We start from the raw sequence: 18,455 nt of genomic DNA on the forward strand, positions 1-18,455 counted from the left end.
TGATGAGTTAACAATTTATATTGATACATTTATTATAGTGAATTCAGTATAAAAACGATACAGTGGGACTGGGATAAATTTTTCGCAGCATCGAGCAGCGTAGGCACAGCACGCAAGGAAAATTTAGACCAGTTCCACCTTGATATATAATGTATTTGTTTTATTTAGGATTGACTATAGTACATTCTATTGGTGACTTTTATCAGCTATCAGCAGCTCAAACGCTCTATTTTTAAACTTTTAATTGGATAACACTCATGTTTACTTGTGATGTCGCTTCTATTGATCTAACGCCCCTACCGCTACTATCAAATGATACGGCGACAGATAAATCGCTGTTGTCAGAGCAAAATACGACTGATAAAGCGCTACTTGGCATTCCTGAATGGCTGGGACAAATCAATGAGGACATCAGCCGATTACTAGAGCGTGGTACCAATATTCGTCAATTGGTCGAAGTACGTGCCTGCGCGATTGATAGCTTACTCATTGCGCTATTCAAATGGTTTGAGCTAGATAAGACGGATTTGGCATTGTTTGCAACGGGTGGCTATGGACGCGGTGAGCTGTCGCTTTATTCAGATATTGATATCCTGCTGTTATCTCCTGACGAAATCGGCGCTGATGCCAGTAGTAAGATTGATAAATTGGTCGCATTGCTATGGGATATCGGGCTGGAGCCTGCGCTGTCTGTACGTAGCGTCAACGATGCGTTAGAAGCTGCACTTGACCATACGATAGCCAGTGCCCAGCTCGAAGCTCGATTGTTAATCGGCAACGAAGCACTGCGAGATATGCCCATCCAAATCGTTAACAAGCAGTGGTCTCCTCGTGCCTTTTTTGATGTAAAAATGGAAGAGTCCAAGGCTCGCTACCTACAGCACAATGCCACCGAGTATAATCTGGAGCCCAATATCAAAACGGCGCCTGGGGGATTACGTGATATTCATATCATTGGCTGGGTGACCAAACGCTATTTTCGTGTGGGCAAGCTCTATGACTTGGTACAACAAAACTTTTTGACCGAAAAAGAGTTTGATGAGTTAAGCTTTGCAGAAGGCTATCTATGGCAGATACGGCATTATCTGCATGTGCTGACCGGACGTAACGAAAACAAGCTGTTGTTTGATTATCAGCGTGAGATTGCTCAATTAATGGGTTACGAGACCCAGCCAGATGACCAGCCCAATGCGGCCGTTGAACGCTTTATGCGTGATTACTATCGCTGTGCCATGCAAATATCAACGCTGTCTGAGATGCTGACCAACCACTATTATGAGACCATCATAGAGCCCAACCTGCCTGATGATGAGCGCCCCAAAAAGCAGCCGATCAATGCAAGATTCAACCGTGTTGGTGATCATATTGCTATAGCGCACCATCGGGTTTTTGCTCAGCATCCTGAATCTATTTTAGAGATGTTCTTATTAATGGGTCAGCACGGTATCGACAAGGTTCGTACCCATACCTTGCGTGCACTCAAAATTGCGGCACGCGGCATTGACCAGACCTATAGAGACAACCCTGTTCACAAAGCTTTATTTTTATCTAATCTGAAAGAGCAAAACTATCTGTTCCATCGTTTGCGCACCATGAATCGCTATGGGGTATTGGGCAACTATATTCCTGCTTTTGCGCAAGTCACGGGTCTGATGCAATATGATTTGTTCCATCGCTATACGGTGGACGCGCATACGTTATTTTTGATTCGAATTTTGCACCGCTTTACCGATCCTATGTTTTCTGAAGAGTTTCCGCTGGTCAGCACTATCTTTCAGCGCATCGAACGCAAAGAAATTTTGGTACTGGCCGCGATGTTTCATGATATTGCAAAGGGCCGCGGCGGCGACCATAGCGAGCTTGGTCAGACAGAGTCCATTGAGTTTTGTCTGTCACATGGCATGAGCTTAGCCGACGCCAATTTGGTTGGCTGGCTGACTCGCTACCATCTATTAATGTCGATTACCGCACAGAAAAAAGACATCTCAGACCCTGAGGTGGTGACTGTCTTTGCAGACCTTATCGGTAATGTGACGCACTTGAATCATCTGTATGTACTCACCGTTGCTGATATGAATGCAACCAACCCGCAGCTTTGGAACAGCTGGCGGGCAACGCTGATGAAACAGTTATATTCTCAAACGCGGCGTATTCTGCGCGCCGATATTGACGCCCCGACCAATCGCCAGGATATGATCAGCGCCACACGTGCGCAAGCGCTCGCGATGCTAGACAATGTCAATAATCAGCACATGAATCGCGATGAAGTATTGCAACTATGGGATGATTTGGGCGATGAGTACTTTTTGCGAGAGATTCCAGAAGATATCTTGTGGCACACCGAAGCCATCTTAAACCATCCGCCCATCGGTCTGGCATCTAATGCCGATAGTCCGCCACTGGTGGTTTTGCGTGAGCATCGCGAGCTGGCACTGGATGCGGTACAGGTATTTGTCTATACCCAAGATCAGATGAATCTGTTTGCCGTTACGATGGCGGTGTTCGATCAGATGAATCTTGATGTATTAGATGCCCGTATTATTACGGCTACCCGCGACTTTGCTCTGGATTCTTATGTGCTGCTAGATCCTAGTGGTACGCTGTTGGTCGATGAAGACAGTCAGCAAGAACTTAAACAGCGCCTGATTAATGCCTTTAAAGATCCAACAGTACTAAAGCTCACCAACAAACGTATGCCACGTCAGCTCAGGCATTTTGAAGTGGCTACGGTGATTAACTTTGAGTTTAATGAGGCATCTGACCAGCATATCATGAGCTTAGAGACACTGGATCAGCCAGGACTCTTGGCTCGGGTTGGACAGATATTTTTGCAGGAGCAAATTGAGGTTCATGCGGCTCGTATTACGACCTTAGGCGAGCGCGCAGAAGATATGTTTTATATTAGCGACCAAAATGATAAGCCCTTATCTGCTGAACGACTTGATGCGTTAAAATCAGCATTGCTTGCCAGCCTAGCGACCAAAAGAGAAAACAACGTGGTTTATAGCTATTAATTGAATGACAACATCTTTGATGACAAGAGCGCGCTTTACAGCGTGCTCTTGTATATTATATTGTCAGCATGTTCTATCAGCTCTACATCAGCAAGCTCTGGTGGCAAAACACCTACTTCAAGTAGCTGCTGCTCCATGATTAATCGTCCAGCCTTGATTTCTTTTTGTAATAAGCAATGCAAGCTTGATAAATGAAACTCGCCATTAAGATAGTCACCCAGCTGCCTCAAAGAAATAGGCGACTTGGCATGCACGTCAGGATACAGACTATCCTCTGCCAAAATAATCATTTCATTGAACGTCTCTTCACGCATCAGTTCATCATTGTCTATCTCATCCTGCAACTTATTCGCCAGACGGCCTTTCGCTGCAAGAATACCAACAAAAAATACAGTCTGTAAGATAAATAAAGCAATGTATTGCCACAAAGATAACGATAGATTCAACATATTATTTAGCAGCATCAGCGCCATGGCGACAACCACGTAACCAACCAACTGCCATAATAACCACATGATCAAGCTATTTTCGCCATACCAAAAGATTTTCTTCTCTTGATGCTCAATCAATTGCCGCCTCGCCTGCCACCAGCACGCTTCACGTTCTTTTAGCAGCGCATATACGTTAATAGGGTGCACACCTGCATCAGGAATGTCATTATTGATATTTTTAGCGATGAAGTTATTATGATTTAGTGCACTAGGCATATCAAACTGTCCTTAAAATGATCTGTCTCTGGCACTGACAGTCATCTTTTATATTGTTATAAGTTATCAGACGCGAAGCGTTCAATGCGCTTTGTAAGTACGACTGAATGGGCTATGATAAGGTCAGCCGTTCAAGCACAATAAATTCGCATTCACGTTATGAAAAGAAAAAAGGCAAAAGAGGTATTACACTGCTCTAATGTAAATTTTCTTTATAACTTTATTATTAATTGTCTATTATAGTTATCACACTTATGAATCACAACTTAAAGCATCTACATCCTTATCCCTTTGCCAAGATGGCAACCTTACTCGCTGACAGCATACCTGCCGACGGTTACAGCGAAATCAAACTGGGTATTGGTGAGCCAAAACATGAGCCACCAGCATTTGTACTGGACGTACTACGCGAAAACTTGGACAAAATAAGTCGTTATCCGACCACCAATGGTATGTTTGAGTTACGTCAGACGATTGCGCATTGGTTAGAGAAGCGTTTTTTTCTTAGCCATGTCGATGCCAACACCCAAGTTTTGCCAGTGATGGGTACTCGTGAGGCCATTTTTAGCTTTGTACAAGCCGTCATAAATCATGATGCCGCTGATAACGAAAGCACGTCCTCTTCAGCCTCTAATGCCTCGCCTTTGGTTGTTATGCCCAATCCGTTCTATCAGATATATGAAGGTGCAGCAATATTGGCACAAGCGACGCCCCATTTTGTTCCCTGTACGTTAGACAATGACTTTAAGGGGGATTATCGCGCGGTGCCAAAAGACGTTTGGGCACGCACGCAGCTTGTATTTGTCTGTAGTCCGAATAATCCAACGGGTTCGGTTATGACTATGGAGGATTGGGAATATCTCATTCGTTTATCAGACCAATACGGTTTTGTCATTGCCAGCGACGAGTGCTATAGCGAGCTGTATTTTGATACTGCTCCGATTGGCTTACTGCAAGCTTGCGCGAATCTGGGTCGCCGTAATTTCAAAAACTGTATCGTATTTCATTCGTTATCCAAACGCTCGAACCTACCTGGTTTACGCTCTGGGTTTGTGGCAGGCGATGCCAAGATTTTGCAGTCTTATTTGCAATATCGTACTTACCAAGGCTGTGCGATGCCGATACCGCATCAGCTTGCCTCTATCGCTGCGTGGCAAGATGAAAAGCATGTCGCACACAATCGCGCCCTTTATCAAGAAAAGTTCGCGCTATGGATGTCAGAGCTTGGCGAGTTGCTAGATTTGCGCATGCCAGAAGCTGGATTTTATTTTTGGATAAAAGTACCTGAACCGTTCGATGGCGATGATGAAGTATTTGTCAAAGCATTATACGAGCAGGCCAATATCCATGCATTGGCAGGACGCTACTTGTCACGCGAGGTTGATGGGAATAATCCTGGAAAAGGCTATGTCCGTGTTGCTTTGGTCGCGAGTGTCGAGGAGAGCCGCGAAGCAATCAGTCGTATTCGAAAGTTGCTGGCGGCATAAACAGCCACTCAAAAAGCCTTTATCTTGAGCTAATAAAGCAGCCTCTAATAACCACAATATAAATAGGGTTATTAGAGGCTTTTTGCATGAATAGTGCTATAGTAAAGTCTCTACTGCAAAATATACCATCAAGGATGATGCCATGCCCCATCTTGACTTTACCCAGCCGCCCTTTGACGTACTGAGTCTAGCTGAACGTCAAAGCATCAGAAAAAACGCGAAGATCCGCTATCTTGCTAGAGATGAGATCCTACCCGCAGCAGACTTGCAGTATCTATATGTGGTCATCAAAGGACAAATTGAGCAATCACTGGGTGGTGAATTTGTCGCCTCTTATTTGGGCAGCAACCATTATGATGAGCCAAACAATAATGACTGGTTTGATAGTCGCCGCTTACCTGAGTCACTCATAAAAAATGGTGTGCCAGAAAGTAAAAACACGCCTATACAGCCGTACCAGTTTCGGGCCAGTGAAGAGACATTGCTGCTACAAGTCGATGGTGCGACTGTCGATAAAATCAGCGCGCAAAATCATCTGGTACGCCAAATGCTATCAGACAAGCTACCCGAAAGACTAAAGGCATTGCGACAGCGCCGTAGCAACAAAGCCCTAAACCCTGCTGGCTATACCCATCAACAAGAAGTGCAGCAAATCATGCTGCAACCTGTCATCGACGTCCATTTATTGCCAGTACATATTGTCGATGCCAATAACAGCTTGTACGAAGCTGCGCGTATCATGACCAAGGCTGGACTAAAACACGTACTGGTACGACCGCTGAACTATGTAGAAAATATACGAGACACTGAGCAGCCAAAACTGCTGTTAGGCATTCTCACCGATACGGATATTTGCCGCGCTGTGAGTGACAGACAAGATCCCGCTATTACGCTTTGCCAGCGCTATACCAATTTTAACCTACGTACGATCAAGGCCACTGACGAGATTGGCGATGCGTTGCTCACTATGACTCGCTATCGCATTCACAGGCTGCCGGTCATTGATAGCAGTGGTGATGTCGTCGGCGTGCTTGGACAAAGCGATATGCTCGCCCACATTGGTCATCACTCACAGCTTATTAGTATTCAAATCGAGCAAGCAACCGATCTACCAAGCCTAGATACCGCAGTCGAACTCATCGGTCGCTATATTCGTGCGCAGCATCAAAACGGTGTCAAAATCGGTAATATCAGCCGCATGGTACAGACGTTGAATGCGCAAGTATTTACCAAGCTCTGGCAGCTGATCGTACCTGATGAAGTGATAAGCAATACTTGTCTCATCGTCATGGGCTCAGAAGGTCGCGGCGAGCAAATCATGCGTACCGATCAAGATAACGCACTAATCATTCGTGATGGCTATACGCATCCGGATTTGGCACAGTTTGCCGATACCTTTAATAATCACTTGGCAACGCTTGGCTATCCACTGTGCGATGGCAATATCATGATGACCAATTCCATGTGGCGACAACCGCTCAGGCAGTTTACCGCGCAGATCGCCTCATGGTTTAGGAACACTGACCCCATGCATGGCATCTACTTGTCCGCCATAATGGATGGCGAATACGTCTGCGGTGATGAAACCCTACTGACACAGGTACGTCAGCATTTAAGAATGGCTCACAGACAAGCCGATCCAATGTTTGTACGTCAGTTTGCCCGTGCAGCATTGCAGTTTGGCGATGTCAATCAGTGGTGGCAAAAGTTTGTGCCGCTGCTAGGTAGCAAGTCGGCATCAGCAGATATCGATCTAAAAAAAGCAGGGATCTTTCCATTGGTTCATGGTATTCGTACGTTGGCATTAGAAAATGATGTGCTCGATGTGCCTAGCAGTAAAGATCGCCTAAAGGCATTGGTGCAGTCTCATGCCCTGACCCAAGAGCGCGCTGATACCTTATTGGAGGCGCTTGAGTTTTTTATGGCGCAGCGTTTATCAGTCGCACTGTCAACCGAGGACAAGCAGGCAAGGCAAGTCGATCCAACGACACTAACCGCACTAGAACGCGACCTGCTTAAAGAATGTCTGGCCGTGGTAAAAAGTTTTAAAAATCAGCTGCGTCAACACTATCAGTTAGAAATAGCATAAATATAGCAATAGAATAAATAAATGGATGATCAACATGAGCTGGTTACAGCAGTTATCTTGCGCTTGGCAAAAGACGCAGCTACAGCGTCCGGAGCTGGCATCAATGTTCACCACACCGTCGGCTGAGCAGTGGGTAGCGATTGACTGTGAAATGACTGGCCTGAACCCCAAAAAGCACCATTTATTATCCGTGGCAGCGATACATATCAATGGCAATACGATCGATACGGGTAATGGCATGCACTTAGTTTGCAGACCGCCTGTAATGCCAGATCGGGATACAATTGTCATTCATGGTCTGCGTACTGCTGATGTAGAGCATGGCATGAGTTATGACGAGATGCTGGCTCTCTTGTTACCTTTTATTGATAAACGACCCATCGTCGGGTTCTGCACACAGCTCGACATGGTATTTTTAAATCCTTTGGTCAAACGCTATATGGGAACGACCCTGCCCAACAAAGTCATCGATGTGCGTCAATTATACAGTCGACGTATGGGCGACCGTACGCAAGGTATTCCCAATCAAACGCAGCATTTGACTAATATTCTGGCGCATTATGGTATTCCTGAGCTTGGTGCCCATGATGCTTATAACGATGCAATAATGACGGCGATGGCATTTTTGCATGTACGATAGCCTTTATTATTGACGATAAAATTGAGCTTCTGAGAGCATATGCGAAAACAGCAACTCATGTTACCATAAGCAGTTTTTGCCACCTGATGAAAGATGCTCATGCGATACCGTTCAAAGCGCGACCATCAGTCGCCCATTACTTCCAAAACTGCCGCAATCTGTAGCCGTGTATTACCCTCTCACTTATCTAATAAACGTCTGCCTACCCTCACGCTATTCGCCGCAATGATCATAGCGCCTGCTTATGCACAGGCGGCTCTACCAGCCCCCATTGAAGCAGCATTGTCACGTGCCAATCTGACAGCGTCTGATATCAGTCTTATCGTAACGCCTGTGGGTGACAAAAATGCCAGTCGACTGCCCGCGTCTGTGCAAGTGATTGATAGCCGTGATACGGATCGCCAATCGACGCGACCCTCTGACTATAACGCTGTGACTGCTAATGAAAACAATAGCAGCCAAAACGTGACAAAGACAGATAACCTAGCGACCAACATCACCACTCATACTGACTCACAAAGCACGCTAATCACTATTGAACAGCGTACGATTGAACAGCATGAGCGAAAAATACATACGTATACTGATGATCCTTATACGTATCAGAGTGTAGAGAGCATACCGACGGTTGTACCTGATGAGAACCCTTCCCTTACTAATGATGACAATAGCGCAGTGAGCACGGATAATGCCTCGGTAAAAATCTCCTTTTCACCACTATTGAATCATCAGCCTGATGTACCGCGTACGCCTGCCAGCACCATGAAGTTGGTACCCACTTTTATCGCGCTTGATACATTGGGGGCAGGTTTTGTGTGGCACACGCGGGTTTATCATACGGGTATACAAGTCGGTGATACCTTGATGGGCGACTTGATCATTCAAGGCAGCGGCGACCCTAAGATGACTCATGAACGATTAAAGCAGCTCCTTTATCAAGTGCAAGCGGCAGGTATTCGCCATATCAATGGCGATATCATCGTTGATAGCAGCATTTTTGAGTCGGTGAGCAAAGATCCTGCCGCCTTTGACAATGCGCCACTGCGTCCTTACAACGCCAGTCCAGATGGGTTTTTGGTGAACTTTAGCACCGTCGGTATCAAGACTCACCCTTTGGACAACGACTACGCAAGCTTGACTTATAAGCCGCGACTGGCTAACTATCAACTCCCTAATAAGATCCGTACTCGCGACGCGGCTTGCGGACAGGTAAGCTACAGCCTATCGCCGCAGTGGCAAGCGGAGCGGCTAGCACTCAATGCCAGCCTGCCAAAAAGCTGCGGTGAGCATGTGTTTTATGTGGCGTATCCTGATGCCAAAACGTTTGCCGCATACGTCATTGCTGCAAAATGGCAAGCACTAGGCAATACACTGAGCGGACAAGTGATCTCACAAGAAACCCCTTACGATGCCAAAAATACTTCAAAATTAGTACATGGTCTCACGGCTATTACCATGTCGCCTTTGCCTATGGTCAGCTATCCTTCATTGGACTTAACGCAGCAAATTTATGACATTAATCATTTTTCAAACAATGTCATGACAGAGCAAGTTGCCTTATCCATCGGCGCTTATGACACAACTGAGCGCGCCAATATGCCTGCTAAAAACAGCACGCAAAAGGCCGCCAGCTTATACCAGTATCAGCCGATGCATACTGACTATCCTGCAGCGCTAACACACATCAGCCAATGGTGGCAAACCAACCTAAGCACACCGCCACCTTATTTGACCAATGGCTCGGGACTCTGCCGCAACTGTACCATCACCGCCGCCAATCTAAGCGAGCTATTGACCTATGCTTATAATCACCCAAGCTTTGATGCGTATGTAGACTCGTTAGGTATCGCTGGAGTCAGTGGTACCATTGCCGCTCATAGTGAGCGACTACCTGACTCAGCAGCGATTGGCCGAGCGTGGATAAAAACAGGCACATTAAATAACGTCACCTCAATGGCAGGCTATGTCAAAGGGTTGTCAGGTCAAGACTATGTCGTTGTGGGTATGATTAATACAGATCAAGCGCTCAATCCTTATACGGCAAGACCTGTATTAGATGCAGTACTTGACTGGACCGCTCAGCGCTAATGGTTTTGCTAAAGCGATGCTTAGTAAGCAGTAGTAAAGCAGCAGCAGATATTTTGACGCAAGTGGTATGATTATTTGCACAGCAATTATGATTGCTATGTTTATGAATACATTTTTAAAACTTTTATTTTTACCTTTATAAAGGCAAGCTTATGTCACGCCAGACAACCAATCTCAGTAAGCCTCGCACGCTTGCGTCAAGTCAGCCTAAACTGGCGCAATATATTGGGTTTTTCGCCATTGGTTACATCCTTGCCAGCGCCATATTTATGATGATTCAGACCAAGATTGCGCTTAATTCGCAACTGGTCATGGTCGTCTCTATCATCGTCGGTGCTTATATTGCTGTCAGCAAATTCATCAAGCATCAGCAGCGTGCCTTGGCTAAAAATGAAATCAACCGGCTCATGTTTGGCGGTGTAGCGGTGGTTTGGTTATTGACGATCCTTTATTTTTTAGCCATATGGTTTTGGTTATTCGATGGGGTTAGCCGTGAGGTATTACTCGAGATGGCTATGGCGCGGCCTTTGCCCTTGCTTTCTTCATTGGTGCTGATGCTGGTGTTCACCTTGGTCAGTACGCGTATCAGCCTATGGGCCATCAACCATTTCTTGAACCCTGCTCCCAAAACAGTATGAACACAGCCAACTATCTACAACGAGCATAACCGACCACCTACAAGGTAATACAAAGTTTTCTCCTACTCATAGGTAAAATCCGTTAGGCTAACTTTGAGCAGTCAAATTTTAGCGATTATTTGTTTTACTTTATAATAGGAGCAAACATCATGGAAACGGTTTTTTTTGACAACATAGATAAGCTCGGTCGCATTGTTTTAACGACCTTTATGGTCTACGTGTTGATTGTGTTGGTGACCAAAGCCTCTGGTAAACGCTCGACGTCACAGCTCAATAACTTTGACTGGATCGTGACCGTCATGATTGGCTCATTGGGTGCCAGTACCATTTTGCTCAAAAACATCCCTTTCATCGAAGGGGCTTCGTCGATATTGGTACTCTATCTCTTACAGTTTTTGATAACCAAATACGCCTCTATCTCACCGCAATTTAGCAGTGTTATTCTGTCTGATCCACGTATTGTCTTTTATCAAGGGCAGTTTCTGCCAGAAGCGATGCGTGCCGAGCGCCTGACTCGTCAAGAAATCGAATGTGCGATGCGCGCTGAAGGGGTCAATAATTTTGATGATATCGAAGCCATTGTCTTCGAGTCTGATGCCAAACTCAGCGTGATTCCAAAACAACGCCAAGCCGATACGAGTGATGATGAGCAGGATGTAGATCACAGCGTGTCAGAGACCATTACCCCTTTGATGTAGTGATTAGATACTTGAGCACTGATGGCTATCAATACTCAGATTCAGTGCTCGAATGTAAAAATTTTTCAATTTAAAAAATGGTAGGAACTATGAAGGTTAGAATTTTGAGCGTTGGCAATAAAATGCCAAGCTGGGTACAGACAGGATTTGATGAGTATTTTAAGCGTATTCAGCCCATGCTGAGCACAGAGATTGTAGAGATTGCTGCTGCAAAACGGGCAAAAAACCCATCAGATGCCAATCTAGCACAGTACCGTGAGCAAGAAGGTCAAGCGATATTGGCCGCTCATAATGCCGCGAGCCGTGAGCAATTATGGGTACTAGACGTCAAAGGTAAGATGATTTCAACGGAAGGATTGGCTGATAAACTCGCTGATGGCATGCAGCAAGGTGATGATATTGCGTTGGTCATCGGCGGTGCAGATGGCGTATCACCAGCAGTGTTAGCAAAAGCCGACGCAAAGTTATCATTATCAGCACTGACATTGCCGCATCCGCTGGTACGCGTTGTACTAATGGAGCAGCTATACCGCGCGATGAGTATCAACAATAACCACCCTTATCATCGCGGTAATTAACCAAACCCCAAGCTTTTTTTTGATTTAAAACGTCAATCCCAAAATAGATTGAAAAACTGGCGCATGCCCTAATAAATGGAACATGAAATATCCAAAACGCGCGACATCCAAAGCCTCTCAGACTACGCATCAGCGTGATCATCATCACGACACTGTACAGACACCTATTACCTCTGCTGCGGCATGGGAAAGTGCGTCTGCTATAATGCCTAATGCATCCAAACTACCTGCGTTGTTTATCTCGCACGGGGCACCCACGCTTGCGATTGAGCAATCTGCCACGACCAGTGCATTGGCACGTATCGGGCAAAACTTACCTAAGCCACGTGCCATCGTCATTATGTCGGCGCATTGGCAATCAGCAAAGCTCGAGATTAGCAGTAACCCGCAGCCAAAAACGTGGCATGATTTTTCGGGTTTTGCGCCTGAGCTTTACGATCTTCAGTATCCTGCATCAGGTCAACCAGCGCTGGCTGAGACACTTGCTCAGCAGCTCACCGCACGCGGTATCACATGTAGCGTCAATCCTGTACGTGCCTGTGATCATGGCGTTTGGGCACCGCTCAGACACCTGTACCCAGAGGCAGATGTGCCTATCGTTCAAGTGTCACTACCGCAGCATTACGATAGCGTTGCTTGCTACCAATTGGGCGCGCAGCTCGCGCATCTGCGTGATGAGAAAATTCTTGTTATTGGCTCAGGCAATATCACCCACAACTTGCAAGCGCTACGCTGGGATGCCGATAGCATTGACCAAGCTGCCAAATCCTTTAAACAGTGGTTGCTCCAGCAGCTTAAGATAGACATACCCACTGCCCTCGACTGGCAACAATATCCAGAGTACAAAGACATTCATCCAAGTGACGAGCATTTGCTGCCATTGTTTTTTGCATTAGGTGCCGGTCAGCGCGTCTCGGTTGTTCACCAGAGTATGGCCCATCATAGTTTGGGTATGGATATTTACCGCTTTGATTAGCTTCTATTTACTATTTCCTACTTATCTAATTAAAGCACACAAACCAAACCTACTTTTCAAAGGCAGGTTTGGTAAATAAACCCGCACGCTCCATCTCACCTGCCAGACTAAATAGCGTCGCCTCATCATTCATACGCCCAATCAGCTGCATGCCAATTGGTAAGCCTTTTTTACTCATGCCGACTGGCACTGACATTGCTGGCAATCCTGTGACATTGCCCAACAATGTGAAGCCCATTTTTCCTAGCACAGGGGCGCTTAGCTTTTCGATCATGCCTGACTTAAAGGCATATCTACCCATGTCAAACCCTTTATTAATTACCCCAGCGCTACGCATCATCATCTCATCCATGCGGCTGGGTGGTAGCATGCCGTGTTTGACCGCAGGCGTCGGTACCGTCGGGGACAAAATCATATCGTAGGTTTCTAATAACAGTCCCGTTTGATACTGACTGTTATGCCAACCGTGTTTGGCATGAACCAAGTCCACTGCTGATAGCGAACGTCCGAGTAGCGCCATATTGTAGGTTTGCGGCTCTAGGTTTTTAATATGGGCAGTGCCAAACTCGCGCTCGATATTATCAATCGTAAAAGCGGTATGCGCGCAGACCACGACGATAAAGTCATGCCAAAACTGCTCGATATTAATATTTGGCTCAGCGGGTATTACTTGATGCCCCATCGATTCTAGCTGCTTAGCGGTTTGCTCTAGTACAGCAAGTACTTCTTTGTCTACTACGGTATTGGCAATCAGCGGCTGCTGCTGTAACGCGATTTTCAATGGCCTTGGTGCACGCATCGCCGCCTGCAAAAACGTGCCGTCTGGCGGCGCAATGACATAAGGCGCGCCAATCTCTGCACCACTGGTGGCATCGAGCATCGCGGCACTATCACGTACCGAGCGCGTAATCACATGATCGGCCACTGCCCCATCCCACCCTTCACCAAGATTAGGGCCAAGTGGATTGCGGCCACGGCTTGGTTTTAAGCCAAACGCACCGCACCAGGCAGATGGAAACCGTATCGAACCGCCACCATCACCGCCGCCTGCCATCGGTACGATACCGCTCGCCACTGCCGCGGCACTACCACCTGACGAGCCACCAGAGCTATAGCCTTTTTTAAACGGGTTGTGAGTGGCGCCATGGGCTTTTGGCTCAGTGGTGATAATCAAGCCAAACTCTGGCGTATTGGTTTTGCCAAAGGTATTGACGCCTGTCGCTTTCATGCGTTTGACGATTTCGCTGTCTTTTTCTGAGAGGATAGTGACGCTGCGGCTGCCCATCGTAATAGGCTCACCTGCGAAGCTAAATGAGAGATCTTTTAGCAAATACGGCACGCCAGTAAATACGCCAGAAGGCAGTCCTGCCTGCGCCGCGTTGTAAGCGCGCTCATCGAAACGGTGAATAATGGCATTTAGCTTGGGATTGAGTTTATTGGCCTGATAAACGGCGGCGTCTAATAGCTCCTTTGCACTGAGCTCACCTGAGTTAACCAGTGCCGCTAAGGCGAGTGCATCGTACTGGGTATATTCTTTAAACATAACCAACCTTCCTTGGAGAGTAATTGTAGTAAGAATTTTTAAATATCTATTTCATCAGTAACTGTCAGTTTATTATAAAAAACCACGACTTATGGTTGATAAACAAACTCACTAGTCATTTGAAAGTTTTGGTAGCTTATTCGCTTATGAGTGAATTAATCTTGAATCTCTTTCACAAAAAAAACGAGCCATTGTCATGACTCGTTTTTTCATTATTCATTCAATACTAAGCACTACATTAACAGTTCGCGCTTACCACTTTTGCCCATCGAGCTGACCAGTCCAGCGTCTTCCATTGAGTCGACAATACGGGCTGCACGGTTATATCCGATACTGAACTTACGCTGGATACTAGAAGCTGAGACCTTACGCGTTTCCATAATAAAGGCGACGGCGTCATTATATAGATCATCATCTTCACCAGAGGCATTAGCCGTGCTACCACCGCCCGGACTAGATAGCTCAAAATTTCCTGCCATGTTGTCAATATAATCGGGCGCACCGCGCTCACGCCATGCGTCACAGACACGGTTGACCTCTTCATCACTGACATAAGCACCATGCACACGATCTGGTTCAATCTGACCTGGTCCCAAGAACAACATATCACCGTTACCGAGCATGTCCTCAGCACCGCCACTATCCAGAATCGTACGCGAATCGACTTTTGAGTTGACTCGTAGTGCTGCACGCACTGGGATATTGGCTTTAATCAAACCCGTAATGACATCGACTGATGGGCGCTGAGTAGCTAGCATTAAGTGAATACCAGCCGCACGTGATTTTTGTGCCAAGCGCGTGATAAGCTCTTCGGCTTGCTTGCCCACCTGCATAATCATATCGGCAAACTCATCTGCGACGATGACAATCATGGGCAGAGTTTTAAGCTTTGGCGCTTGGCTGATACTTACGCTGTCGTTTGGTCGCCATAACGGATCGAGCATTGGATTGCCTGATTTCTCTGCCGCGATGACTTTTTTATTAAACTCATTGAGCTTACGAACCTTGAGTAAGCTCATCAACTGATAGCGGCGCTCCATCTCGGCCACGCACCATGACAAGCTGCTAGCGGCCTCGGTCATGTCAGTGACAACTGGGGTAAGTAGATGCGGAATGTCATTATAGTTGGCAAGCTCCAGCTGCTTTGGATCAATCAAGATGAGTCGCAATTGATTGGGCGTGTACTTGAGTAACATCGATAATAGCATTGAGTTGACCAATACCGATTTACCAGAGCCTGTGGTACCAGCAACCAGCATATGCGGTGCACGCGCCAGATCAGTAATAATGGGGTTACCGCCAATGTCTTTACCCATCGCCATGCTGATTTGTGCTTTAGGGTCTTTGAACATCTCGGTACTAAGTAGCTCGATTAAGCGTACCATTTCTCGCTTTTTATTGGGCACTTCGATACCAATATACGGCTTACCAGGGATGACCTCGACCACACGCAAAGAAGCCATTGATAATGAGCGCGCCAAGTCACGTGAGATACCAGTGACTTTGCTGGCTTTGACACCAGCCGCCAGCTCCACTTCAAAACGAGTCACCACAGGCCCTGGTATGGCATTAACTACAGAGGCTTTTACATTGAACTCTTGTAGTTTGATCTCAAGCAGCTCAGATAATTGTTCAAGCTCAGCGACGGTATAGCTAGGCTTACGGTCAGGATCAGGCTTGTCCAATATAGACACTTCTGGAATAGGGGTTAGGCTACTGCGATAGGCAGCCGTCTGCATCGAGCGTGATTTTTGACTGAATGCCGCATCGTCACTGATATGCGGCATAACGGGTGCACTATCGTCAGTACTATCCTCCTCCGGCATCATGTCAGTGATATGGTTGCTACTATCACCTTCTGGTACCGCAAAGCTGACAGAAGGTTTAGCTGGGGCTACAGGCTGCGTATTTGAGGCCGAACTGACCGCTTCAATAGTTGGCGCCGCTTTTGGATTGGCAGGCGGCGTGTTGGTCGGTGTCATATCCGAAATTTCTGATACTGATGCGGCCACTTCTACTGATGGCTGAGCCACTGTGACCTCAGGTACAGGCGATGACTCATTACGTTGTAATAGTTCGGACTGTGCAGCAGAGAACCCATAAGAGTCGTCACTTAGAATGCTATTAGTGGCGTCTGACGTAGGCATTGATAGCTCTTCTTGCGGAATTTGATTAGTGACATTAGTTTCCTCAGCAGTAGCAACCGACGATTTTGCAACAGGTTCTGATATATTGCCATGCTCCGCCAACCATGCTTCTGCCAACTTATCGACATTCTCCGTTATATCATCTGGGTGAGAGTCTTCCGGCTCAGTAATAGCCTGATTGACAGCTTGAGCATTCGTTGATTCATCCATTGAGGATTGAGTAGCTAGCTCTTGATTAGATAAATCTGATTGAGTTTCGGTTTCTACCATCGGTGCTGCCACAGAGGTTTGTACTGCTTCTTCTAGTGACACGTCAGTGACGACTTCACTCTGTGCATAGTTAGGCACAGTAGAATTATCTATGCTGTTAGTGCTATAAGCCATCTGTTCACGCGCGAGCAAATTATCAACCGTATTTGCATCATTCCATGCAAAGCTTGGCTCGACTTTGCAAACAGGCGCTGCGATAGGGTTTGGTATCGTTGATGTGTTGGTATCACTGACTGTACTGCCAACCGTAGCATTATCGGTCGCTGCGACCGCGTATGGTGAGTCACTTTTTTCATCGCTAGACGTTGCTGCTGCTTTTGCTGTCGCCATAGATGCTTTCACACTATCAGCCAATCCTGAGGTCAATAAAAAATCTGATAATACATTACTGAATCTGCCACTATTATCTACTGCGTGAGCACTATTCGCATCGTCAGCTGATTGCGACTCAAGTGGCAGCTGCTCATACTCGGCTGTTTGATTGGGATTTCCCTCTTTGATACTGTCACGGTCTTGCGACACCTCACTTTGCTCATCCAACTCGGCAGCATCTTCTTTATTTTTTAACCCTGAGCCAAGCCAAGATAATGCTGTAATCTTCTGATATATAGCGAGCCAATGGATGTTAAAGGCAAAGGTCGCGGTAATCACAACGAACACCGCCAAGAAAACCACACTGCCCCACTGCGATAGCAACTGTGCCAAACGTTCCTGCAACTCAAGACCGATGATACCACCAGCCACGCCTTCAAGTCCCATTGATGCAGGATTGGCTACTTGCTGAATTAAGGCAACCAGTTGTGCAAATAATGCACTGGCGCTCAACAGCAAAAACACATAAGCGACCAGTCGCATGAGCCAAAACGTCGGCTTATTGTCCCACCAAATAAGGATAGACTCATAAACCACAAACGCTAAAAACCACCATGCACCATAGCCAAAAAAGCTATAGAGCAAGTCGGACAACCAAGCGCCCGTCTGGCCACCCATGTTGTTAATAGTCGTCATATCACTACTGATGTGCGACCAGCTAGGATCATTGCCTGTGTAAGTCATTAAAATAACAAACAAATAAACAGCCAGTATTAACCCAAGGAGGGTAAATATTCCCTTTTTTAAATACTCAATAAGCGGTGCTGATATCACGTAAAATCTGCCTTGTTGTTAATACTAAATGGTCGCCAGTGCATGACTAAGTCTAATCATGCTGGCATAAAGTGCTGACATATAAAGGTACCTAGCAAAGTGTTTGGTTGAGATCACCTCTCAAAAGGCCTGAGCATAGCAGTCATCGCTTAAGCTCTATCACACTTGGCATAACTTCTTATAATAACAAATACATAGGTACAGTGGCGACACTCTTATAAAGAAAGCGTGCAAGAAAGTAAATCAATGTACGATTTGCGCAAAAAATCTGCGAATAATCCAAAAGTTACTAACAGAATACTGCTAACAATTTTGTATAGACCCTATAAAATACCAGCTGTTTCTAGCACGAGTATTTCAAGGTTATCATGCTTTGATTCTAATGATAGCTGTGTTTGTTTTAGCAAACTTGCACTTTTTGCTATCTACCCTTA

12 protein-coding genes are annotated in these 18,455 nt (G+C 46.1%); 9 read left to right on the forward strand and 3 right to left on the reverse strand.

The window, feature by feature from the left end; all coding sequences use genetic code 11:
- Positions 1-257: 257 nt before the first annotated feature.
- Entirely contained in the window at positions 258-3,014 is a 2,757-nt protein-coding gene (glnD, locus tag PSBA01_RS03655; RefSeq protein WP_186475068.1) for a [protein-PII] uridylyltransferase, read from the forward strand.
- A 35-nt stretch (positions 3,015-3,049) separates the two neighbouring features.
- On the opposite strand, the gene PSBA01_RS03660 is transcribed toward glnD, so the two are convergent.
- Positions 3,050-3,721, reverse strand: a complete 672-nt coding sequence (locus PSBA01_RS03660) for a hypothetical protein (RefSeq protein WP_186475069.1) — start codon at positions 3,719-3,721, stop codon at positions 3,050-3,052.
- 254 nt (positions 3,722-3,975) lie between these two features.
- Here PSBA01_RS03660 and dapC point away from each other — a divergent pair, with 254 nt between their 5' ends.
- The 8 genes from dapC to PSBA01_RS03700 all read left to right on the forward strand — a co-directional run bounded on the left by dapC (position 3,976) and on the right by PSBA01_RS03700 (position 12,915).
- Entirely contained in the window at positions 3,976-5,208 is a 1,233-nt protein-coding gene (dapC, locus tag PSBA01_RS03665; protein WP_186475070.1) for a succinyldiaminopimelate transaminase, read from the forward strand.
- Between the two features lie 142 nt (positions 5,209-5,350).
- On the forward strand, positions 5,351-7,297 hold the full coding sequence (locus PSBA01_RS03670) for a DUF294 nucleotidyltransferase-like domain-containing protein (RefSeq protein ID WP_186475071.1): 1,947 nt from the start codon (positions 5,351-5,353) through the stop codon (positions 7,295-7,297).
- A 34-nt stretch (positions 7,298-7,331) separates the two neighbouring features.
- Positions 7,332-7,937, forward strand: a complete 606-nt coding sequence (locus tag PSBA01_RS03675; protein ID WP_186475072.1) for a 3'-5' exonuclease — start codon at positions 7,332-7,334, stop codon at positions 7,935-7,937.
- A gap of 99 nt (positions 7,938-8,036) precedes the next feature.
- Complete coding sequence (gene dacB / locus PSBA01_RS03680; RefSeq protein ID WP_186475073.1) at positions 8,037-10,025, forward strand: D-alanyl-D-alanine carboxypeptidase/D-alanyl-D-alanine-endopeptidase; 1,989 nt, start codon at positions 8,037-8,039, stop codon at positions 10,023-10,025.
- Positions 10,026-10,177: 152 nt separating this feature from the next.
- Entirely contained in the window at positions 10,178-10,663 is a 486-nt protein-coding gene (locus tag PSBA01_RS03685; RefSeq protein WP_186475074.1) for an ABZJ_00895 family protein, read from the forward strand.
- Between the two features lie 149 nt (positions 10,664-10,812).
- The gene (locus PSBA01_RS03690; protein WP_058024302.1) at positions 10,813-11,361 is read left to right on the forward strand and encodes a DUF421 domain-containing protein; all 549 of its coding nucleotides are present in this window, start codon (positions 10,813-10,815) and stop codon (positions 11,359-11,361) included.
- 89 nt (positions 11,362-11,450) lie between these two features.
- The gene (rlmH, locus tag PSBA01_RS03695; protein ID WP_058024301.1) at positions 11,451-11,939 is read left to right on the forward strand and encodes a 23S rRNA (pseudouridine(1915)-N(3))-methyltransferase RlmH; all 489 of its coding nucleotides are present in this window, start codon (positions 11,451-11,453) and stop codon (positions 11,937-11,939) included.
- 82 nt (positions 11,940-12,021) lie between these two features.
- Complete coding sequence (locus PSBA01_RS03700; RefSeq protein WP_186475075.1) at positions 12,022-12,915, forward strand: DODA-type extradiol aromatic ring-opening family dioxygenase; 894 nt, start codon at positions 12,022-12,024, stop codon at positions 12,913-12,915.
- A 49-nt stretch (positions 12,916-12,964) separates the two neighbouring features.
- On the opposite strand, the gene PSBA01_RS03705 is transcribed toward PSBA01_RS03700, so the two are convergent.
- Positions 12,965-14,458 (reverse strand): amidase, encoded by a 1,494-nt coding sequence (locus tag PSBA01_RS03705; RefSeq protein ID WP_186475076.1) that lies wholly within the window; start codon positions 14,456-14,458, stop codon positions 12,965-12,967.
- Positions 14,459-14,691: 233 nt separating this feature from the next.
- Positions 14,692-18,021, reverse strand: coding sequence for a DNA translocase FtsK (locus PSBA01_RS03710; RefSeq protein WP_186475077.1), 3,330 nt, complete (start codon positions 18,019-18,021; stop codon positions 14,692-14,694).
- Positions 18,022-18,455: the final 434 nt, after the last annotated feature.

The sequence above is a fragment of the Psychrobacter sp. KCTC 72983 genome, assembly GCF_014280455.1.
In the GTDB taxonomy this organism is placed as follows: domain Bacteria; phylum Pseudomonadota; class Gammaproteobacteria; order Pseudomonadales; family Moraxellaceae; genus Psychrobacter; species Psychrobacter pacificensis.